Below are 23,875 nucleotides of genomic sequence, written 5' to 3'. Positions count from 1 at the left end.
CGATTACCTCTGATAACAGGTTTCACCAAGCACATACGTATGGTGAATATTTATCTGCTCATCAAATAGGACAATATCGGCATCCTTCCCGATATCTATTGTTCCTATTCTATCAGCCACTCCCAATAATTTAGCAGGATTGGCCGTTAGCATTTGTACAGCATCCAATAAACTGATTCCGGCCAGATTGACCATTGTACGGATAAGCCTGTCTGCGGTAGCCACGCTTCCTGCAAAGGACGAATAATCGGGTAGCTTCGCCACGCCTTCTTCCACAATGACTTCCACACCTCGTTTCAAACTACCCAAAATACTTTTACCTTCTGGCATTCCAGCAGCCCGCATAGCATCTGTAACGAGTATTATTTTATCCGTTCCCTTTACTTTGTGAATCAATCGCAGAAAGGGTTCCGGCAAATGCACACCATCAGCGATGATTTCCACATCAATCTGATCAATCAGAAAGCAGCTTTCAATAGCCCCAGCATACCGGTGGGCATTGCGGCGAGTCATCCCCGACATTCCAGAATAGAAATGCGTCGCTAATCGATATCCACTCGCTACTGCGGGTATGATCTCCTCATAAATTGCATCTGTATGCGCCAATGCGACCAATATACCATACGCATCGACTTTACGTCCAAAGTCCAAAGCTCCTGGCAACTCTGGAGCTGCGCTCCATCTAGCAATCAGATGGTGATACTTTTCCAAAATAGGCTCATATTCCCCTGGATCGGGGTTGCGGATATAACGCGGATCCTGTGCGCCACGTTGGTTCATCGCAAAATAAGGTCCCTCTAAGTGTAGGCCTAAGAAACGAGAACCCCCGCTCTTTAGCTGTAGCACTTTTTCATAAATGTCAAACAATTCCAGCAGCTCCTCTGGTTCACTGGTCAAAGTCGTAGGCAGCATGGATGTGGTCCCATATTTGACATGAGTCTGCGCAATCTGCACAAAGGCATCTACCGTATTGTCCATGAAATCAGCACCACCACCTCCATGCACGTGTATATCGATAAAACCAGGTGCCAAATAAAGCCCGCTAGCATCCAACCATTCACCCCTCGCTTCCTCCTGACCTACAGGATGCTCAGCTAAATCTATAATCTTACCATCCGCAATCCAAATTGTTCCATTCTCGATAATACGACTTGGAACAATAATCTTGGCATTTGTAATTGTCAACATATATTAGTTTTTTTTAGGGGCACTTGTCCAGGCCCGAAGTTGGTGACCTTTGAACGCATAGAAAACCAAATACAGAAAGCAGGGCGTCAATATCCAATACGCCGTCTTCACATCCACCGCATCTGCCCACAAGCCATACAGCAAAGGCAGTAATGCATTGCCACATAAGCCCATAATCAAAAGTGCAGACCCTTGCTTCGCATAACTCCCAAGACCATCAAGTGCCAATGGCCATATTCCCGCCCATATAAGGGCATTGGGCAATCCAATCAATACAATAAACCAGATTGAAATATCCAGGTCCATATTAAAAAAATGAACATGTCCATCCGTAGTACAGACTAATATCGCCAAAGTAAGTCCAAGTAACGTACAGATTTTCAACATCGTCCGTTGACTACAAATTTTAGGAATGAGCACGATACCCAACAAATATCCGATGATCGTAGCCGATAAGGTATAAGATGGAAGTGATTTTGCCTCGAGCAAAGATAAGCCCATAGATCCTGCATAGTTAATGATGGTGTCAATAGCTATGACCTGTGTGCCCACATGCAAAAATATAGCTACAGCCCCTAAAACAAGATGTGGGAACTGAAAAATGCTTTTTTTCTTCCTTCCTCTGTTGTCAATCTCCTCGTCTTCTTTTTGATCCAATTCAGGGAGAATAGACAGCTTGACTACTACACCGATTAAGAACAAAACAATCCCCACCACTGTATAAGGCCACACTACCCGTAAAATCAATTCGTCCAAAGCGGCTGCTCGAGTCAACTCGTCCATCAATGGAATCTGCTTAAAGAGTTCATTGTCCTGCGGACGTAAGATAGTCCAAGAAAAAACTAAAGGAGCCAGTATTCCTGCCCCTTTATTGCATATTCCCATAATACTGATCCGCTGAGCCGCTCGTTCCTTTTCGCCGATCAGCGTAATATATAGATTAGCAACCGTCTGAAGCACGGCCAGACCTGCACCTAGGGTAAACAAGCCTATCAAAAAGATGATATATGTCCTTCCGTAAGCCGCTGGCACAAATAGAAACGCCCCTAGCGCCATGATCCAAAAACCAATCATAATCCCGTTTTTATAGCCCACTTTTTTAAGCAGGTATGAAGACGGCATTGACATCACCAGATAGGAAATATAAAATGCAAATGCGACGAGGTAAGATTGAAAATTGCTTAATTCACATGCAATTTTAAAATAAGGTATCAGGATTGCATTCACCCAAGAGACAAATCCAAAAATAAAGAACATCATGCCGATGATACCTATAGACACGAATGTAGTTTTCCTATCTAGTGATGCTGTTGTCATATCTGTTGGTTAATTGAGTAAAGATGCAGACCCTTGATCCAAATAGCAGGTGCAATCTGCATGGTCCTGCAGTATACTCGCAGGATGTAGATTGGATATCGGAAGCGTAAGACAATTCTTCACAGCCAATGCTTTTCGCTCATCAGGTACGGCACATATTATTTTTTTCGATTGCATAATTTGATGGATCGACATACTAATGGCTTGACCGGGTACCTCGTCCAATGATGCAAACCAACCTTCACCAAGCTGTTGTTGCCTACATTGTACATCTAGGTTGACAACAAGATAAGCATCTTTTACCTCAAAATCAGCTGGTGGATCATTAAATGCCAAATGTCCATTTTCGCCAATCCCTACAAATGCTACATCAATTGGATGATCTTGAATTTTTTTATGGAGACGATTACATTCATCAATAGGGTCCTTCTCTCCGTTAATCAACACCACTTCTTTTAATGGCCCTACAATGTCCACGAAGCGCTCCGTCAAATATTTGCGGAAGCTGGCCTTATGCGTGACGGGCAGATCAATGTACTCATCCAGATGGAACATCCTAACCTTCGTCCAATCAATATCTTTGGCGCCTACTAATGTCTGCAGGGTTTCGAATTGACTTTGACCTGTCGCTAATATTACATTTGCTTCTCCTCTTGCTTCAATTGACGCTTTTATAGCTTCTATACCAGCTTCACCTGCATACTGGCCCAATTCTTCTCGAGTTTTAAATTTCCTTACGTTCACAGTTATTCTCTTTTTTAAATTACTATTTCAATACATTTGTTGTTCCACCTGCTATCAAATTGATATCGTGCACGTTATTCTCTTTCCAATTTCCGTTCGTAAAATCTGGGATTTCAATCGGGAGTGATCCATTAGCAACTGACCACTCACTAAGTGGACCAATCACACTCCAACTCGCCGCGTCATACACATCCATATCCACTGGAAGGCCATTTCTTAAGCAGTCTATCAGCCTCCAATCCATCATAAAGTCCATCCCCCCGTGGCCACCGATTTCTTTAGCCAATTGCCCTATTTTATTGACGATACCAGGTGTATATTGCTGTTCCAATTTTGTCATCTCCTCTGCGCCCATAAAATCCTCATGCCCGATTGCAATCTTACCAGGAAGCGGGTATTTCTGGGCAAAAGCCTTGGTGCCGCTCACCATATGAATACGTGAATACGGGCGTGGTGATGTCACATCGTGTTGGAGCATGATGGTGCTTCCACTATTCGTCAATATATTAGAGATATTTATATTCCCACGGAAAGGCTTATCGACGTACTCCTCAAATCGCTTGTCCGTTTTCGCCATCTCTTTGGCCTTTTCGTTGATCATAAAGTCCTTGGACGACATGGAGCTCATATACTCCATCTTATTTCCTCGATTCACTTTCAACACTTGGCAGATAGGCCCCACACCATGGGTCGGGTATAAATTTCCGTTACGCGAGGCATTCTCCTTCAAACGCCAAAAATCGTAACGCTTCTTTTCATCAAAAAAGCTGTTCAAAATATCGTGGATGTAGGCGCCCTCACAATGGACAATATCACCAAAGAATCCCTGTCTTGCGAGATTAAGCGTCAATAGCTCAAAATAGTCGTAGCAGCAGTTCTCCAGCATCACACAATGTTTTTTTGTTTTTTCGGATGTTTGCACCAATCTCCAACAATCTTCTACTGTCGTTGCGGCAGGAATCTCCAATGCAACGTGCTTACCATGCTCCATTGCATAAATCGCCATTTCCGCATGTAGCTTCCAATGCGTTGCGATATAGATGAGGTCATATTCGTCCTCCTGGCACATCTTTTTCCAGTCTTCATCCTCACCTGCATAAATCTTTGCCGGATGACCAGAAGTCTTGATTCGAGCCTTGGCTTCGGTAGCTTTTTCGGCACGTACATCACAAATTCCATTGATGACCACCCCTCCAATCTGGCTCATACGTTCTACCGCAGCAGAACCTCTATTCCCGACACCGATAAAGCCCACTCGCACGGTATCGATTTTTGGAGCTGCATATCCAGACATATTAAAAGCAGCAGTATACTTCTTGGAGGCCTGCTGACGGATATGGTCCAAATGTGTTTCTGCTGTACCCTTTTCCTGTTGTTGGCATCCTGTCAAAAGTCCGATTCCGGCCAGACCTGATAATTTCAAAAATGATCTTCTGTTCGTTCCCATATTAACTATTTAAGTTGAAGTGAACCTTCGTTGTTAAATTTGTTTTTATAAATATTTACCTTCTGCTGGAGTGCTCTCCTCTCCTTTTCGGTACAACTCCTTCCCATGATTGTATGGGCATCCTCTAAGGTCACCGAATCTCCGCTAAGGGCCAGTAGCAAAGGGATATCTCCCCATTTCAATATCCCAGGGATATGAATAGCCATGTTGTAACTATCCAAACTTCCTCTTAGCTCCGGTACATAGCTGATGGGCAGCTGTCGAAGCTTCAAATCTTGTCGGGTTGTGGCCAGTCCACTACTGATCAATGCTGCCAGCGCAGTCTCGCGATCGGCTACCACCTCCAATTTACGCCCCTTATTTCCTTGATGCAGGTATCCCAGCACTATATCGATTTCAGTTGCCCATATACCCATCATCGTCTCACCTAGCCATATCGTCGATCGGGAAAGCGTATGAAAACGTGGCAATGCCCCATCGATAAGATCACCGCTTTTAGACGCACGCTCACCTAATCCGAATAAATCCACTATGGCAACACCATTCCCCTTCGCTAAGACTTCTTCAACCTCAGGATAAGAAAGCTCCTGTTTACCCTTTGAAGGAAAGAAAATGTGCATCGATCCAGCCTCCGTCGTCGGCGACTTCAACAACAATGGAATCAATTGTCGATTTGCAGTCTCTAAAACAATCCTTTCCCATCCATCCATCGGAAGTAGGGTCTGCGTTGATAGCAGTTTGTCTACTCCTCTCTTTGACAGCAATTGTCGAAGTTGGCTTTGTACGCTCTCCTTATCCCCAAGCCCTGTATTCAAAAGCTCCTTTTCCACGTGACCAAACCGCTGACTGATGAACGCAGGAATAGTCAGTATTTCGTCCTTGGCAACGCCTTGTCCCAATACGGCCAATTGAGTGGTATCCAGCAGACTGATACCAGTGGTATCAATGGCTCGACGGTGTATATTTCCAAATGCTTGATCAAACCATTTGACCATGCTGACGTTCATCTCCGTTGTATAACTATGTGGTTCGTCAAATAACTCATAGTCAATTTGATCTGCTATGCCTCGCTGTTGATAAGCGAGCTTCGCAATGCGAAACGATTTAAGCATCTGATGTACATTGAAGGCTGCGTTACCATCTTTCAACGCGGTGAGAATCTTGATGGCTTTGGGTGCCATACTTTTCAATATGTCGCCTTCTTCAAAATGCAAAAGCCCATTGGGATGCAACTCGCATACACAATTACTGTTCATAATATAGGAGCGAAAAGTACCGACACTAACCACCGGAACCGCAGCTTTCACACGCGGATCTACCGCGGCCAACCACATTGTTTGATTCCCACCGCCGCTGGCACCAGTAGCACCAATATACTTCTGATTCACATATGGAAGGGAACACAACAAATCTATTGCCCGCCTATTCTCCATAAGTTGTACCCCCATTAAGGGCGTCCCCAGATCCAACAACAAAGATCCCAGATTGGCACCATGATACTCATGTTGATGCTCCCGACCTCTTTCGCCCGACCCCATTGCATCTATGCTCAAGCATACATACCCATTCATAGCCAATATCTGCGACGTACGTTGCACAATCTCACTTCTCCTTCCCGGCGGCCAGTGTCCATGACTGTTGAGTACAGCAGGAAATGGCCCTTTACCTTTGGGTACGTACAGATTGGCGGGCACATACACTCCTTCCATACTCTGGAAGATAAGATTGTGTATAGTGTAATTGCCTTTGTCGCTAGAAGAGACAATCCGCATATCCAATGCCGGAGCATCTCCAACATCCAGTTGCAGGTTATTTGCAATACCCTTTAAAATCGCTTCAGGATTAGCATATCCATCCGTATATACCTTACCCTCCAACTCATCGGCGCGATTTTCTATTAATACCCTTGCCGCATCAATCTCTTTAGGTATAGACAAAACGTTCGGCAGCAACCCTTGCGCTCCACTATCTAGTACCATACTCATCATCAGTCCTATTATCCATATGCTTTTGTTCATCATCTATCAGTCCACATCCCACCAAAGTCTTGTTGCAGCATTGTCTGCTCCTCCTAGCAAAGCACGTCCCTTATTGAGTTCCGCCAAATTATCCGTTGCCTCGGTCAATGGGTAAGGCAATCTATTGATAAAAGAGCCTGCCTGCAGATCCGAATTATCAGATTGTATGACAGTATACATTTTTGGATATCCGGTTCTTCTATATTCAGCCCATGCTTCCATTCCATTAGGAAATATGGCCAACCATTTTTGTACACCAATCTGTTCGCGTTGTTCAGCTACACTCCCCCCCCATTTTATAGCCGTATTGGCTACTGCTGGTGAATTGTGATAATCTCCTGGTGCCATGGGGAGTTTCGTAGAAGACAGGTAGCTGCTAATTGTCCCCGCGTCGCCTGCACCCCATTGCTCCATACTCGTCCGTATCCCTTGCTCATACAGTTCCTGAGCAGTCCCCCCCATATTCCATCCATTGAGTGCACCTTCAGCTCTTAAGAAAAACGACTCCGCTGCACACATCACATGAAATTTGGCCGTCAAATTCCCCTCGATGGTGCCTCCGCTGTATCTTACCCAGTATGTACCCACGTTCGAATTAGATCCAGATTGATTTCTCACATTCCCCAAGTCAACAGACGTCGAACCATTACGCACACTATTAAATTGATTTCCATTTTTACTTGGTTGAAAATATATACCCAATCGAGGGTCTTCATATCCTTTCAAATAAGAAGCAATCGTTGAACTCATTGAGAACTCATTCCACACGGCGACCTGTGACAATCCGTTTGTATCATTACCAGGTAGGGCTTTCAACATTGAGGCATTCTGTATATTATTGGTCATCACACCTGCGGCTACAGCAGCCTCGGCCTCGGCCTTTGCCTTATTGGGGTTTATTTTTGAAATCCGTAAGGCCAGTCGAAGTCGCATAGCATTCGCAAACTTAATCCAGTTATCTTTATTTCCATCGTAGACCAAATCATAGCCCTCAAAGACTGCCGTCCCAGCAGGCAATGCCTTTAAATGTTCCACAGCAGTAGTCAACCGGACAAAAAAATCATCGTAAATCTTGTCCATTGGATCATATGCAATTACATCTTTTGCCTCTGCCGCATCAAAGTATGGCACCGGGCCAAAGTGATCGGTCAGTCGATGAAAAGCATAGACCCACATAATATTAGCCAATGCTGCTTCCCCTGAATTGGCCTCCGTATTTTCCAATATGCTTTTCAATTGCGGCGCTGTATCGACATAGACGACTGTCCAAAAACGCCTTTGCCAATCCGGTGTCAATAAATAGCGATCCGTGGTAAAAGAGTTGGTCGTCAGGGCGAAATACTGCGCATATAAATCCGCCCCTAGATTTTGCACCGTTTGGTAGAACGACCTGTTCATAGCCGAAGAAGATTGTGCCTTGGCAAACATAAAAGGTAGTTCGCGCGGGGTGATGACCGTTAGGTTATTGGGGTCCTTATTTATTTCTTCAAAGTCTTTGGTACAGGACATCAAACTCAGTCCTAACAATGTACCATATATCATGTTTCTTTTCATTGGAGTATTTTTTTCTATTATTGAAAATTAAGTCCGACCTACTTTAGTAGGTATCATGAGCATCTTATGTATCGTAATTAAAAGGTAAGCTTTAGATTCAAACCGAATGTACGGACAGAAGGCGGCAACCCAACCTCTATCCCTTGATAATTGCCCGCACCTAATGCCGCTTCTGGATCTATTGGATTCTTGGTCTTACCTATTCCAGGGATATCCAATACAGATTTTCCCCTGTAGAAAAAGAATAGATTCCGTCCGGTCACAGATACTTGAGCATTCTTGATGACTTCCGTGTTCTTAAGGTTAAATCTATAGCTAACTGAAAGCTCCCGTAATCGGACATTGGTCATATCATATGTAAAAAATTCCCCCCAGGCATCCCGTCCATTTTGTGAAACCTTGGTCCACAATTGTTGCGCGGTAATTGCTTGTGTATTGGCAGCCCCATTCACATCTACAGCGTCTAATACCAATCCACCCTCACGATAGGCCTCTGTAAAGTCTGCAACACCAAATGCCGCTAAATAGGCTGAAGTTCCGGAAACTATCTCTCCTCCGATACGGGCATCAATAAGTGTATTTACTGTAAAGTTCTTATAATTAAAGGAGTTGGACCAACCCAATAGTGCTTTCGGATTAAAGTTACCCAATTTTTGATTCGCCTCTACCAAAGGAAGTCCACTTGCGTCTACAACATATTTCCCACTCTGCGCATCACGCTTCCACTTATATCCATACAAATCCCCATATTTCCCTCCCTCATTGACCACTACCGTTGCATACTTGGTATTATCGGTAATATTTGCCCGTTTGGTTTTTTCATGCAGTTCGATAATCCTATTGGTATTGGCAGCAAAATTTACGGTAGTCTGCCATTCAAAATTCTCCCGCTTTATCGGAGAAGCCGTCAGCTGAACCTCAATTCCTTTATTTTCGATATCTCCAGCGTTGATGTATTGGCGGCTATAGCCACTTGCCATTGGAAGGCCTAAGTACAATAGTTGATTGTTTGTGTTACTCTTATATAAAGTCAGATCAAATCCAAGTCTATTTTCAAAAAACTTCATATCCAATCCCGTCTCAAATGACTTGGTCAATTCCGGTTTCAAATCCGGGATTGATTTAATTGGCGATCTGGAAATAAACCCATTTCCAGCGCCAAGTCCAAATAAATAGAGCTGTCTAAGCAAATACGGGTCAGGATCATTACCTACTTGGGTATAAGAAGCCCTTACTTTACCAAAGTTCACCCAAGATGGCATATTCAACCATTCATTGAATACTGCCGATACCCCTACTGATGGATAGAAGTAGCTATGAGGCGCCTTTAATGTAGAAGTCCAATCATTACGCGCCGTCATATCCAAAAACACATTATTATAAAAAGCCACTTGTGCACTAGCGTACACGGAGTTCATACGTCGCTTATACCCACTAATTAGAAGATATTCAGGAGTGGTAGCCATCTTCAAACTGAACTCATTGGGAATTGACAGCCCGTTGGCCATATTTTGAAAGGTACTATAAGTTCTATTTAACGAACTGGCTCCAACGTTGTAAGTCACCTTGATATCGTCGGATATGGCATTGTTACCGTTCACCAAGAAATCAAAATTGCTTTCTTGGTAGCGGGCATTGGTCTCAAAATACTTACCTCCACGACGCACATCCCCTAATGATACCGTGCTCGCATAAAACGAACCGTCCGTCTTGTCTATATACTTATCAAAACTGTATCTTCCCATGATGTTCAACCAATCTGTCAACTGGTAAGTCACAGACCCCATGGCCGTAATGCGATCCCTGACTTCGTTGACAGAAGTCCGATTGGTACTCCAGTAAGGGTTATCATAGATTGCAGCACCAGACCAATATTTACGTAGTGGTTCACCCGTTGCAGGATCGATTGTCTCGTAATCTCTCAGTTCCGCCTGATCCATATCGCGCGGCATTATATAAGCTTCTATCGGAATGCCCATATCTCCCAAACGCGGACGATTGTCTATTTGCTGATTGACATAGTTTAATTTAACATCGGTTTTTAATTTCGGAATCAACTCCGTGTTTACCCGTAAGTTTACACTGTTTCTTTTCATATCATTCCCGGGGATGATACCACCAATCTTATTATTGGAGTAAGATACATAGCCCTGCACCTTCTCAGTACCACCGTAGGTACTGATACTGTTATTGAATGTAGCCGCATTTTCAAAAAAATCCTTTACGTTATTGGCATACGTTTGTCCCTGCGGCCCCCAGCTTTCCCCAACATTGGTTCCGGCTACCCCGCCATTCCCTCTCCCATAGGCATTCTGAAAGTTGGTCAACATATTCACTTGATCGAATGAAGCACTACCGTTATAGTCTATGCTATACTTGCCCGATTTACCCTGCTTAGTCGTAATCAGGATAGCGCCATTAGCCGCCCGACTTCCATAAAGTGCAGCGGCCGATGGGCCCTTCAGCACATTGATAGATTCGACGTCATCTGGATTGATGTTCGCAGCGCCATCACTAGTCCCATAATTATACGTGGTACCTGTAGCTTGCTGTGCACTCGAGTTATCATACGGTACACCATCCACCACAATCAGTGCATTGTTATTGCCAGTGATGGATTTATTGCCTCTCAACACTACTCTGGCTGAAGCCCCTGGCCCCGAAGCAGCTGTGGTAATGACCGCCCCAGCTACCTTTCCCGTCAAACTGGTCATGATATTACCACTATTGTCTCGTGCATCATTGACAGCGCTACCATCCAACTGTTGGGTAGAATAAGTCAGCCCCCGGGTCTCCCGCTTGATACCCAGTGCTGTAACCACTACCTCACCAATATTGAAGCTATCCTCAGCTAGCGACAGTTCTAATATCCCTTGAGCCGAAACCGTCAATTCACCAGCTTTAAAACCAATCAAGGAGAATTTGAGTTTATCACCAGCTGCAGCTTTGATCGTAAACTTACCCTCTTTATCAGTCCGAGCTTGTAATTGTGTTGTGAGATTTGCCACGGTCACACCTTCCAAAGGCATACGATCGGCAGAGTTTGTAACGTGTCCTGTTCTATCAGCAAGTTGCGCATGTAGATTCTCCATACAAATGAAGAGATAACAAATCAACGAGCTTAAGAAAAACAACCGTTTAATGTGGATACGATGTATCATAATTTATCCATTTAAAAATGTTAGCGTTTAGTTTATTTCAATTGTGTTATTCCCAAAGAAAAACCATCACAGCTAGAAATACAACTTAATCGCCGAATAAAGTAGCGGTAGCGTTATCGAAAAAAAAGTCGCTATATATGGTGTGGTGTTTGAATGGTTCTGAAAAATATAGGTTGATTTAGTAACACGTTATCATTTACCGATAACGCTATCATAGATTTCTCTTGTTCATGATCAAAATAACAGCTAGACTTGTATCACGATCCATACCCTAATCCCTGATAAGGATACATGGGGAAACAATTTATTATGATACACTTATCTAAGCAACATTTACAACATATAGACGCAACACAGGTTGACCTACCACCGGATGCAATATTCAACCTGCCGGAGCGCGTTATTCAATTCGGTACAGGCGCCCTCTTAAGGGGACTTCCAGATGATTATATCCATAAAGCCAATCAGGCCGGTATCTTCAATGGTCGTATATTGGTCATCAAGTCTACATCCCAAGGAGATAGCAACTCCTTTGATCATCAAGATGGACTTTATACTCTTTTAGTGCAAGGCATTGAAAACGGACAAATTATTGAATCCAAGCAGATCAACGCTTCTATCTCTAGAGTATTATCCGCCCATACACATTGGCAAGAAATATTAGAAACAGCCGAGAACCCCATGATGGAGATTCTCATCTCCAATACGACAGAGGCTGGAATAGTAGAGACCGATGGCGATATTCATGACGCTCCCCCAAGTAGCTTTGCTGCCAAAGTGACGGCTTATCTACACAAAAGATTTCTGCATTTTGAGGGTGATATCACTAAAGGGTTGGTTATCATTCCCACGGAGCTTATATCGGACAATGCGGCGGTACTCAAGCGTATTGTAATTCAAATATCAGAACGACACCAGCTTGGCAATACGTTTATCACGTGGGTGGACCAAGCCAATTACTTCTGCAATTCATTAGTAGATCGTATCGTGCCAGGCAGTATACCACCGGAGACACTTCCCTATCAAGATAAATTGGCAATCATGGCCGAGCCCTATCGCCTATGGGCTATTGAATCGGATAGTCCAGTGGTTCGCGACAGGTTAAGCTTCTCTGAGATTGACCCATCAGTCAAGATTGTCCCGAATATAGAACAATATAAAGAAATCAAACTTCGAATGCTAAACGCTACCCATACTTTATGTTGTGGCGTGGCACTTATGACCCACATTAAATATGTAAAAAGCTTTTTCGATGAGCCAGTTTTGGATCGTTACATCCACCATCTGCTCTTTCAGGAGATTAGCCCGATAATCCAGCAGTCTGGAATTTCGGAACAAGATACCCAATCCTTTGGAACGGCCGTCATCGATCGATTCAAAAATCCATTTCTTTCTCATCAATGGCAATCAATTGCACTTCAATACACGACTAAAATGAAAATGCGGGTGTACCCCCTCCTTCGGCATTGGTATAGTCAACATGATACACCGCCAGTCGGGATAGCAATTGGATTGGCGGCCTACTTGATAACGTCTCGCGAGCAAGTAATAGGTAAAGTCACTTTCCAAGATGATTACCGCTCAACAATGTTTACGCATGTACAGCAAAGCAATTTCCTTCACAACATACTTTCTGACAAGCAGATATGGGGCGAAGACACAAACTTTCCAGGTTTGAACGATCTCGTACAGGAGATTATAGCCTATGCCCAACAACACAGCCTTATCAAAGCCATTGACTACTTCATTCCACAATAATTCTTACAACAGACATGAATATCCTAAAAATACACCCTGACGACAATGTCCTAGTCGCTTTACAAGATTTACCGGCACAGACCACCGTACGGTATGGGCTTGAATCTTATCAGCTCATTGATGCCATACCTGCCAAGCATAAGTTCTTTATACACGATCTCCATCAAGGGCAAGAAGTTATCATGTATGGTGTCGTTGTAGGTCGCGTCCAATGGGATGTACGCAGTGGTGCCCTTATGGATATACACAATACCAAACATGCCGTTGACGCCTTTGCATATAGACCCATTCAATACCAATGGACTCCACCCGATGTCAGTAGGTTTAGGGACCGCACCTTTTCGGGATACCTTCGTTCAGATGGTCGAGTCGGGACGGCTAACTATTGGCTATTCATCCCCACCGTATTTTGTGAAAATAGAAATCTGGAGATCATAAAAGAAGCCATGGTTAATGAACTAGGCTATGGTATGCCTGATAGGTATACCGATTTCACACGTTCTCTACTACAGGCTTATCATAACGAAGAAGATCTGCGACAAATAGACTTCTCGCCCACGACCGAACCTATTCAAGGACGCATATTCCCTAATATAGATGGAATCAAGTTCCTCCCCCATCAAGGTGGTTGTGGCGGCATTCGTCAAGATGCTGCCGTACTTGCCAAACTATTAGCTGCGTACGCCGATCACCCGAATGTCGCCGGAGTTACCGTGCTAGCTCTTGGTTGCGAAAATCTACAATTACACGATTTTAAAAAAGAGCTCGAACTTCGTAATCCGGCATTCGACAAGCCTCTTTTGATTTTTGGTCAACAGGATATTGGCAGTGAGCGCGAAATGATACAAAGGGCTATAAAGGATACTTTTATTGGATTGACAACAGCCAACGAAATACAAAGGACACCGCAACCGCTCAGTAAATTAACGCTTGGTGTCAAATGTGGCGGTAGTGATGGTTTTAGTGGAATCTCCGCCAATCCCGCCGTAGGATATTGTTCCGACCTATTGGTCGCCTTAGGTGGACAGGTGTTATTAGCAGAGTTCCCAGAGCTTTGTGGGGCCGAACAGCAACTTCTAGATCGAATGGTTCAGGAAGATTCGGCACATAAATTTATCAATCTAATGTCGGCCTATAGTTTCGCGGCCGAACAATCAGGGTCTGGCTTTCACATGAACCCCTCTCCAGGCAACATCAAAGATGGGCTCATAACGGATGCCATCAAGAGTAATGGTGCAGCTAAAAAGGGAGGAACCTCTCCCGTTGTCGACGTATTAGACTATACGGAGCCTGCAACTAAGGCAGGTCTTCATCTCGTCTGCACTCCCGGCAATGATGTAGAAGCGACAACAGGTAAAGCAGCAGCCGGTGCAACCCTAATCTTGTTCACCACAGGCTTAGGCACGCCAACAGGAAATCCAATCTGTCCAACGATTAAAGTCGCCACTAACAATCATCTAGCGGCACACATGTCAGATATCATAGATATCAATACAGGCCCTATTATTGATGGGACGATGACCATTGAACAAATGGGAGCCGAGATTTTAGAATACTGTATTCAAGCAGCAAGCGGTCATATCATCCCCAAAGCTGTAAAATTGCAACAAGATGATTTTATTCCTTGGAAACGAGGAGTTAGTCTATAAAATACAGAAGTACTATTTCAGGAGAGAAGTTTATCCTGTATATTTACGTAATGATGAAATCCTGCCCACTAAGGGCAGGTACTTTGAATAGATTAAGTCAATCCGTTCAGAGCACCTTCACCACTACGTAAAAAACACTCCGATGAGAAAGCACTACCTTATCTTTATATCTTTATTGCTTATAGGAATCCATCCCGCATTATCCCAGTCCTCGTGGAATATACAAATCGATGCTATCCTAAGAGACAAAAAAGCCCATATTGGCGTACACATACTCAATTTGAAAGATGGCGTTGAGCTCCAAGTAAATGGCGAACACACATTTCCAATGCAAAGCGTCTTCAAATTTCCAATTGCACTTGCAGTACTCGACATGCTACAACAAAAACAACTTCCATTAGACCACGGTATCTATGTCGCCAAAAAGGATTTGCTTTTAGATACATGGAGCCCCCTGCGAGACCAATATCCAGAAGGAAACCTTACCTTACCTATATCAAAATTATTAGCTGTCATGGTCTCCCAAAGCGACAACAATGCCTGTGACATATTATTGAGATGGATCGGTGGCGAGGAGGTGGTCCAACGTTATATACAAAAATTGGGTATTTCAGATATGAAAATCGTAGCAAATGAAGAAGCGATGCATCGCGATTGGAATGTACAATATTTAAATTATAGCAGTCCAAAATCTAGTAATGAACTTCTAGTAAAAGCCTATAAGTCCAATCTATTGTCTCCCCAATACCTTGATTTTTTCTGGAAGGTAATGACGGAAACCAGTACAGGTAAGAAGCGGATTACAGCTCCGTTACCAAAGGGCAGCATCGTCAGCCATAAAACGGGGTCCTCCGGCACCACATCATATGGCCTCACAGGAGCGGTCAATGATGTGGGGGTCGTCCAATTAGCGGACGGGACAGCATATGCCATCAGCGTATTTGTCGTCAATTCCCTCGAAGACGAATCTACGAATGAACAAATTATTGCAGCTGTATCACAAATTACCTATTTACACCTTAAAAAGTAGGACTGCACATTCAATAGCTTCCTATCACACTAATTGCAGCAAACAAATACAAGAAATTCCTGTTAAATTAAAAACATTTAAAATACAACACATATGATTACAACAAAAGGATATGCTGCTCAGAGTCCTGAGTCAGATTTAGCCGAATGGCAATTTGAACGTCGCGAGGTAGGCCCCTATGACGTACAATTTGACATTCTATTTTGTGGCGTATGCCATTCCGATCTTCACCAAATCCACAATGACTGGTTTCCGGGCATCTTTCCAATGGTACCTGGCCATGAGATTGTAGGTCGGGTCGCTAAGATCGGGGACAAGGTCACCAAGTTTAAAGTGGGCGACTTGGCCGGGACCGGTTGCATGGTAGACTCCTGCAGGACATGTGACAATTGCAAGGAAGGATTAGAACAATATTGTGAGCAAGGCAATATCCAAACCTATAATGGGCGCAACAAATATACCGATGGCGCTCCTACCTATGGGGGTTACTCCAATACCATCGTGGTAAACGAGGACTTCGTTTTACGCATCTCCGATAAGCTTTCACTCGCTGCTACCGCTCCACTCCTGTGTGCAGGTATCACAACCTATTCACCACTTCGCCATTGGAAAGTCGGTAAAGGACATAAGCTAGCCGTACTTGGTCTAGGCGGATTAGGACATATGGCCGTCAAATTTGGCGTGGCCTTTGGAGCGGAGGTCACTGTACTCAGCACCTCCCCAAACAAGGAAGCCGATGCGAAAAAACTAGGTGCACACCACTTTGTTGTCACCAAAGACCCAGCTCAGATCCAGCAAGCTGTAGGCACATTTGATTTCATATTAGATACCGTCAGTGCTCCGCATGATATGAATATGTACTTGTCTTTACTAAAAATGAATGGCGTACACATTTGTGTTGGCGCCCCCTCTGAAGCGCATCAAATTTCAGCTTTCGCGTTAATTGGTGGCCGCAAAAGTGTCGCAGGATCGGGTATAGGTGGAATTGCTGAAACGCAAGAAATGCTTGACTTCTGTACTGAACATCAAATCGTATCCGATATCGAATTGATTGACATCAAAAATATCCATCAAGCATACGAGCGCATGGAAAAGGGAGATGTTCGCTATCGTTTTGTTATTGATATGGCTACATTATAAGCCGACCAGCATGATTACTAGCCATGTCGACTGTTGGCTCGCATGGCTAGTTTGAAACCTCTTCCTGCCTAAATAGCCCACGTAAAATTGCAGATCGATAATCGAAAATGCAATTGAGCTTTCTTTGAACATATAAACTGTGAACCCAATTGCCTATGAAGCCAAATGGCAGTTCATAGACCACTGTATCGCTCATCAAAACACCTTTATCTGTCTCTACAAACTCGTGGAAATGGTTCCAATAGCGATAAGGCCCTTTTACTTGATAATCGGTAAAGCTTTTCAAGACGTCTACCTGGGTAATCAATGTTTGCCACTGTAACGGAATCCCCAATAATGGCGAAACAGCATAATCGAGTATCATCCCCTCATGGATGACATCATCGGCCAAAGTAGACAAAACCTTGAACTTCATTTCTGGTGGGGTAATGGAAGCTAGATTAGCAGCACATGAAAAAAAGGACCAAGCAGTAGTCAGGCTACATCCCAATTCTTGTTCCCGATATAGTGTATATTTCATCCCGTTGTCTAACTGGTACACTCAAATCTACTTGGAATTATTAACCTATCCTAACGAAATGACGACAAATCGCCTTCATACCACATGGGCCCGTATCCTGTCGGTTACGGGCCCATGTGGTAAAGTGCTATAAAAAAACAACAATACTTACTCCAATCCTGAATGCAACAATTGACGATTGATTTCAGTTAGTATATATTCTAAAGCATGCGCCTTTTCAGAGGGCAAAGTGAGGGACAGCTCGGCCACGGCCTCATTCTTGACAATTCCCCTTGAAGAAATGACCACATTCCCGTACTGAGCCAATTCATCCACAGATGCCCTCCATTCCTTGGAAATGGGCACATCCATTTCGGAGAGTAGAGCGGGTATACGCTTAGGTTGCAAGACCGTTGAAAACACATTGTTCTTGACGATTTTTTCAAAACTTTTATTCGGCTTACCCCCTAACTTCCCCTGCTGTATATGGACTAACTCTTGCCTATCATTGGAAACCATCACAATGTCATCTTTAAATAAGACATACATCGGAAATTCCTGTCCACGTTTACGTGGGATTTCATAAATATCATCAACATATTGCGCCACCTCTTTCGCAACGGCTAACTGCAATCCCTTCACGATTAAGCGTTGGTCCTTAGAGGTAAACATCCACACGAAGCGAGGTACGACTTCTTCTTTACTCTGCATAACCTCTTTCATGTTGTAGTCGTCGTCGTACTCGTAGTCCATATACTCCATTTTGAGTTTTGTCACTCCATTGACCACGACCAAGTTGTCTCCAGGCATTATCTTGGATATCGCATACTCGTCAAAGGCAATATCGATAGCCAAAGTCGCTAATGATATTATTTCTTGCTCAGTGCCAAACAACCATTGGTAACGACTAGCCAAATAATTTGGAATCCCTTTCATATAAGCTTCCGAATTGATGTTGAGCGACATGAATCCAACGGTGCTATCTGTAAGATATTTAAAGAACTTAGGATTTGGCTTATGGTTATAAATCCGTTTTGAGGTTTCGAGAAGATCTTGTTCTAATCCCAATCGAGATGTAATTTTCAACGTATTGCCCTGTTGCTCCAAATCAAAAATAGCTTCTTTATAACCTGACATGATAGATTGGGGATTAAATCCTTGATATATGGATGATAAATAGCTTGTGGGAAGTATACTTCCATACAACTCGTCCACACTCTTAATCCATACACGTGCTAGCGGCATTTTTTTATGGATACTTCCCAAATAGCTGTTTGATAGCGGCTCATGTGACGGGGAAAGCAACTGCTTCATTTCATTCTCTGTCCATTGCGCAGATAAGACATGGTGTATAGAATCATTCTTCTGCTGTGCTTCCGCATGTTGTTTAGCTACCGAATCTGCATACGCTTGATCGTAGGCAGTGTCTTCTATCATATAATCCACCTCTGCTGTATCGACCTCTTCGTCAAATGGATAGGCCTCGAATGTCATCTCCTCTTCATCCTGAATAACATACGCACATGCAGTATCGATCTCGTCCAGCACACTGGCACTATCTACAAGCTCTCCCTCCAACCAGGAATCATCGATAACCATGTCTTCTTCATATTGTGTGGGCTCCGCAACATCGTCTTCCTCCAGATATTCGTAAGGTACGGCCATATCCACATGATCTATGCCATATCTATTGGCTATAGAATCAACGTCAAAGAACTCGGTATGCAGACTTCCTTCCAACACATAGATGACATCCTTGTTCCACGCCAGCAGTGTACCTTGGCTATTTTTCCAATATTGATATCCTTCATACTCGCCCAAATTCACAAGACTATCAGGCAGCAGGCTTTCAAATTTTTCCAGGTTGCTAATGGGCGCAATGTAACCGGTATAGGAAATGCTATCCGTACGTCTGTGGTAAGCATACATATACTGCTGTAGGTCCACTCCAATATCTTCTAAACGATCTACCGAATGCCCCATCGCATCTTGAAAATTATTAAAAAAACCGCTTTTCACTAACGTTTCATTGAGTAACTTTGCATTACTCTGAATCATGATTTCTTTGGGATTCAATACGGCAACAACATCTGCCTCCTTAGGTATACGGTTCGCGAGCTGCTGCGCTTTTAGCGGAATCGCCGTAACTGCACAAAGCCCAACCATCATTAATACGCTCAATCTTATCTGCATTTTCATTATATAATTAAAGCTAACTACTTAAAAACTGCATAGGCCTATCCAAATAGACAGGCCCAACAGCACTATACTAACAACCTATCACCACACCCACGGGGATATGCTAAAAACAATTGTACCACGATGGCTACAATGACTCAAAAGTAGTTAAACATCCGAGACACATCAATCCCTGAAATCAGGGTATTTTACCAAGCGTTAAGCTGATCGATGAGTTGCCCGTCGGGTTGTGAGTCATTCAAGATGTATGAAGTGCTAATCCTATAGCTTGGAAATCCGACCTATACCCTATAAATACATCAATACCACAAGTAGAGGTATAAATGCAAGCAGCATATACTGCCAATAATAATTGCGCAAAAACAAACCCGTCATGAGTAATAGCTCGTCTTCTATATTTCCAAAGATGACGCCCCCAAATAAGTCGGAAGACATCTCATACTTACTGCCTGTATTATCGGCCAACTCCCATTTTGTCCCTAACCAATTGCTAGACTTCCATTGATAGCAATGGCCATTTAATGTCACAGTAGCGGTATTACCCCAGGCTGTGAGTACAATATCGCCAACAAGTTGACCCACTGGATTCAATATCTGAGTATGCTGTCTAAATGTTCCCTTGGTTTGAAACGTATACTTACTATTTCCTAGACTTGCTATAGCTTTCTCTTCAAATGTGGAGTTGTGTAAAGTTCCCAATTTTTGGGTTCCTTTATACAAGTAGCTGTCCGAAGTTCCAAAATCGCTTCTCCAATGATATAAACTGCTTTCCATAACTTTTATATTTTGTTTCATCATTAGTATCCCCTCCCGACAAAACGTTACAGTGTAGTAATCTCTTTTTTTAACTTTTTCTAGATTATTCCAGTTGCTGCTTATCCACTAGCTAAAGAAAGGTGAAGCAAAAAGCACAATCGTGCTCTTTCAAGACAAAATTATTAGTACATCATCTCTACCATACGTAGGGATTCTATTAACATCAAATCAAGTGTTAAGATACCTTTTGCATAGGGTTAACATAGCCTTTACATAGCCTTACTATAGCCACTAGCTATATAAAAGCTATGGTAATACTACCTAAAGAATATTTTAAATGTGAATTTGTAGATAATAAGGGGTCGACTTTGTGAGACTATCATTCACGCATTTTGACAATGACCAATGACAATTCCACCAAGTTTTAGATGAATAATCCCATTGCAAGCAGAAATATGGTGGTACCACTCACGGATATTAATAAAAAAATTACGTAACTTACCCTAAATAATATACTGGATATAATGATAGCATTCTTGGATATACTCTTTTCACTATTAACCACCAATTGGAAACGTGTACTCTACAAACGCAGTTAGTAAACTCCTTATGACGGATACCAAATTTAACATTGCTGTACTCATTGACGGAGACAATGCACAAGCCAGTCTAATTAAGGAACTTATCGTAGAGGTTTCAAAATATGGCAAAGCCACTATCCGTAGGATATACGGTGACTGGACCAATCCACAGATGAACAGCTGGAAGGGCGTCCTCAACGAACATTCCATCAGCCCGATTCAGAAATTTGCATATACAACAGGTAAAAATTCGACTGATAGCTCCATGATTATTGATGCAATGGACATCCTTCATGGTAAGAATGTAGATGGATTTTGTATTGTCTCTAGCGATAGCGATTATACTGGCCTAGCCAAGAGGATTCGTGAAGAGGGGCTCTTCGTTATGGGGATTGGACGCAAGAGTACCCCGCTTGCTTTTGTCAATTCTTGTGAAATATTTACATTTACGGAGAATCTAGAAGAAAAAGAAGAAGAATTGTTGACAGAAAAGCCTGTCAAAAAAGTGACGCCTAAATCTACAGCAGTTAAGACGGTCCAAAGAGCAGAAGTCAAGAACAAAGTCAAATCCAACGGGCCAGGTTCTCGACTTCCCAAATCGGAGCTGCAAAAAATAAACAAAGCTTTCGACATTGCCACCAATGAAGACGATGAGACCTTCATTGCAAAGGTCGGCTCCGCTTTACGAAAGATTGACCCCAGTTTTGATGCCAGAACATACGGTTTCAAAAACTTAACTCAGCTCTTAGATAGCCTAGATAAGTATGAAATTATCAAAAACGAAGTCAATGGACTTAATCACCCCTTGGTCAAACTAAAGTAAATCCAATATTGCAGATCTCTACAACCATTCCCATACACTCTTATAAGCATCCAAGGATTCGGCGTATTGAATCATATCCGCGTAAAAGGGATGCTGCCCTATCGTTGAGCTATCACCAACGATCACAAGTTTGTATCGCGCCCTTGTCATCGCGACATTCATTCTTCTGACTTCATTCAAGAAACCGATCTGGCCCTCAGCATTACTTCGGGTCAACGAAATATAGATAATATCGCGTTCCTGACCTTGGAAGCCATCAATAGTCTGTACTTGCAAGTGACTTCGATAAGTATTCAACAGCCCTTCATCCAAAATCAATTCTTTCAGCAAAAGTACCTGCTGCTTGTAAGGCGAAATAATACCTACAGAAGGTATTCGACCTTCGGCATTAAAGGTTGCAGCTTCCAAATATAAAGTGAGATGACGAAGCACAAACTGTGCTTCATCTCTATTGGAAAGCGTAGTTCCCTCTTGGAGCTCGTCGAATCCCGCTCCCGCGGTGTCTATAAAGAGGAATGCACGGTCATTGTCCATAAGCTGCTGTCCTACCACGGTAGCATCAGCAAGCAATGCGTTGTGGTAGAGTGCCCGAGATGGATATGCCATAATATCGCCATGCATACGGTATTGCTGCCGAAGTGTAGATACATACCCAGGATACAACGACACTAGTCTTTCCATCAATGTGACATGAAGTGCACGCACGTCAGCAGAAGTGGATTTGATTGTTGGAGGAAGTTGTAAGTGATCACCAGCCAAAATAAGTTTATCCGCTTTTAATATCGGAATCCAACAAGCGGGTTCCATTGCCTGACCAGCCTCATCAATAAAGACAGCTGTATAATTACGGTCTTGGATAGTGGTATGATTGGAGCCTACCAGCGTGGCACAAATGACCTCAGCATGGTCTAATATTCCTTTTTGCATGTACTGCGCTATTTGCTCAGCTTCTTTCATCAAGGATCGAACTTCCTGGAAAAGTGCTTTGCGCTGCTCCCGCTCGGCTTTACCAAACTGGCGTTTATATTTCTTTGCCATATCTCGAAAAGCCTCGGCCTTTTTACGGATATTCTTCAGCTCTTTTTGCATTGGATGACGATCTAGTTGTCCATCCAAGGTCAACTCTTGAAGTTGTTCTGACACTTTTACTGGGTTTCCAATCCTGACCACTTTTACGCCTGCCTCGTGTAGCTTCTCTGTCATGAGATCTACCGCAGTATTACTAGGAGCAGTAACTAAAACTTGTCCCCTCTCTTGGGCTAGCAAGGCTTTTATCCCTTGGACTAAAGTCGTTGTTTTGCCAGTGCCTGGAGGACCATGTAAGATTGTCAATGCATTGGCATCTAGGATTTGGCTAACCCCTGCCTTTTGATAGCTATTCAACTCCGAAACGAATGCGGGAAGTTCGACGACACGGCGAGCGTTGATCCCATTGTCCTCCACACCTATCAGTAGACGGATTAAACGACCAGCTTCTCTTTCATCTTTCAATACATCAGCCTTCTTTAAAGCTTTGAACATCTCTTGATAACTATTCTCGTCAAAGAGTAAATCCACGCCCAACTTTCCAGACTTTACCCAATCTGGCAACTCGTCCACACGCAGGGATATTTTCATTTGATCGCCGCTGACATATGCCACCGTACCCACCAATCTATCTTTTAGGGGATCATAATTTGAAAACAACGCGACCGACATCCCATATCTGAACCGATGCGATTGCCCATCCTTCACAGTCCGTTCCACCACAAGCTGAACATAATCTCCCAGACCGATTTCTTCGTTCCGAATCATGATGGGATACCAGGAGAGTCCCGCTTGCTTACGACTATTCAACGATCCAGTCTGCAGCAAGCGTTGATACTCTTCTTTATCATACTGCTGTTCCTTTTCTAATAAATGGCTTAGGGTTTCAAAATATGTCATCCGACAAGAATTAACTTCAAAATCCAAAAATAGGTATTCCTCATCACAGTTTGATAGTTTGACGGTAAACAAAGAATTTGAAACT

General features: G+C 43.2%; 16 protein-coding genes. 5 read left to right on the top strand and 11 right to left on the bottom strand.

Annotation, left to right across the window (positions count from 1 at the left end; all coding sequences use genetic code 11):
• Window positions 1-3: 3 nt before the first annotated feature.
• The 7 genes from nagA to OQ289_RS10410 all read right to left on the bottom strand — a co-directional run bounded on the left by nagA (window position 4) and on the right by OQ289_RS10410 (window position 11,429).
• Window positions 4-1,188 (bottom strand): N-acetylglucosamine-6-phosphate deacetylase, encoded by a 1,185-nt coding sequence (gene nagA, locus OQ289_RS10440; protein WP_270090680.1) that lies wholly within the window; start codon window positions 1,186-1,188, stop codon window positions 4-6.
• Between the two features lie 3 nt (window positions 1,189-1,191).
• Window positions 1,192-2,505 (bottom strand): sugar MFS transporter, encoded by a 1,314-nt coding sequence (locus OQ289_RS10435; protein WP_270090679.1) that lies wholly within the window; start codon window positions 2,503-2,505, stop codon window positions 1,192-1,194.
• A gap of 9 nt (window positions 2,506-2,514) precedes the next feature.
• Window positions 2,515-3,249 (bottom strand): glucosamine-6-phosphate deaminase, encoded by a 735-nt coding sequence (locus tag OQ289_RS10430; RefSeq protein WP_270090677.1) that lies wholly within the window; start codon window positions 3,247-3,249, stop codon window positions 2,515-2,517.
• 22 nt (window positions 3,250-3,271) lie between these two features.
• On the bottom strand, window positions 3,272-4,696 hold the full coding sequence (locus OQ289_RS10425; protein ID WP_270090676.1) for a Gfo/Idh/MocA family protein: 1,425 nt from the start codon (window positions 4,694-4,696) through the stop codon (window positions 3,272-3,274).
• A gap of 5 nt (window positions 4,697-4,701) precedes the next feature.
• A complete protein-coding gene (locus tag OQ289_RS10420) occupies window positions 4,702-6,717 on the bottom strand; it encodes an alpha/beta hydrolase family protein (RefSeq protein ID WP_270090675.1) in 2,016 nt (671 codons plus the stop codon).
• 3 nt (window positions 6,718-6,720) lie between these two features.
• Window positions 6,721-8,268: a SusD/RagB family nutrient-binding outer membrane lipoprotein gene (locus tag OQ289_RS10415; RefSeq protein WP_270090674.1), complete on the bottom strand. Its 1,548-nt coding sequence runs from the start codon at window positions 8,266-8,268 to the stop codon at window positions 6,721-6,723.
• Between the two features lie 77 nt (window positions 8,269-8,345).
• Window positions 8,346-11,429 (bottom strand): SusC/RagA family TonB-linked outer membrane protein, encoded by a 3,084-nt coding sequence (locus tag OQ289_RS10410; RefSeq protein ID WP_270090673.1) that lies wholly within the window; start codon window positions 11,427-11,429, stop codon window positions 8,346-8,348.
• Between the two features lie 309 nt (window positions 11,430-11,738).
• Between OQ289_RS10410 and OQ289_RS10405 the strand changes: the two genes are divergently transcribed.
• The 4 genes from OQ289_RS10405 (at window position 11,739) to OQ289_RS10390 (ending at window position 17,006) form a co-directional block, all read left to right on the top strand.
• A complete protein-coding gene (locus tag OQ289_RS10405; protein WP_270090672.1) occupies window positions 11,739-13,187 on the top strand; it encodes a tagaturonate reductase in 1,449 nt (482 codons plus the stop codon).
• Between the two features lie 14 nt (window positions 13,188-13,201).
• Complete coding sequence (locus OQ289_RS10400) at window positions 13,202-14,836, top strand: UxaA family hydrolase (protein WP_270090671.1); 1,635 nt, start codon at window positions 13,202-13,204, stop codon at window positions 14,834-14,836.
• Window positions 14,837-14,978: 142 nt separating this feature from the next.
• On the top strand, window positions 14,979-15,866 hold the full coding sequence (gene bla / locus OQ289_RS10395) for a class A beta-lactamase, subclass A2 (RefSeq protein ID WP_270090669.1): 888 nt from the start codon (window positions 14,979-14,981) through the stop codon (window positions 15,864-15,866).
• Window positions 15,867-15,959: 93 nt separating this feature from the next.
• Complete coding sequence (locus tag OQ289_RS10390; RefSeq protein WP_270090668.1) at window positions 15,960-17,006, top strand: NAD(P)-dependent alcohol dehydrogenase; 1,047 nt, start codon at window positions 15,960-15,962, stop codon at window positions 17,004-17,006.
• 46 nt (window positions 17,007-17,052) lie between these two features.
• On the opposite strand, the gene OQ289_RS10385 is transcribed toward OQ289_RS10390, so the two are convergent.
• From OQ289_RS10385 to OQ289_RS10375, 3 genes are all read right to left on the bottom strand, one after another.
• The gene (locus tag OQ289_RS10385; RefSeq protein WP_270090667.1) at window positions 17,053-17,526 is read right to left on the bottom strand and encodes an SRPBCC family protein; all 474 of its coding nucleotides are present in this window, start codon (window positions 17,524-17,526) and stop codon (window positions 17,053-17,055) included.
• 147 nt (window positions 17,527-17,673) lie between these two features.
• On the bottom strand, window positions 17,674-19,698 hold the full coding sequence (locus tag OQ289_RS10380; protein WP_270090666.1) for a DUF4836 family protein: 2,025 nt from the start codon (window positions 19,696-19,698) through the stop codon (window positions 17,674-17,676).
• 294 nt (window positions 19,699-19,992) lie between these two features.
• Window positions 19,993-20,478 (bottom strand): hypothetical protein, encoded by a 486-nt coding sequence (locus tag OQ289_RS10375; protein WP_270090665.1) that lies wholly within the window; start codon window positions 20,476-20,478, stop codon window positions 19,993-19,995.
• Window positions 20,479-21,069: 591 nt separating this feature from the next.
• Here OQ289_RS10375 and OQ289_RS10370 point away from each other — a divergent pair.
• Complete coding sequence (locus OQ289_RS10370) at window positions 21,070-21,864, top strand: NYN domain-containing protein (RefSeq protein ID WP_033565848.1); 795 nt, start codon at window positions 21,070-21,072, stop codon at window positions 21,862-21,864.
• An 18-nt stretch (window positions 21,865-21,882) separates the two neighbouring features.
• Here OQ289_RS10370 and OQ289_RS10365 read toward each other — a convergent pair whose 3' ends face one another.
• Complete coding sequence (locus OQ289_RS10365) at window positions 21,883-23,790, bottom strand: AAA domain-containing protein (RefSeq protein ID WP_270090664.1); 1,908 nt, start codon at window positions 23,788-23,790, stop codon at window positions 21,883-21,885.
• Window positions 23,791-23,875 lie beyond the last annotated feature (85 nt).

This window comes from Sphingobacterium sp. SYP-B4668 (genome assembly GCF_027627455.1).
In the GTDB taxonomy this organism is placed as follows: domain Bacteria; phylum Bacteroidota; class Bacteroidia; order Sphingobacteriales; family Sphingobacteriaceae; genus Sphingobacterium.
The sequence above is the reverse complement of the archived record's forward strand: the minus strand, read 5'-3'. Positions and strand labels throughout refer to the sequence as shown.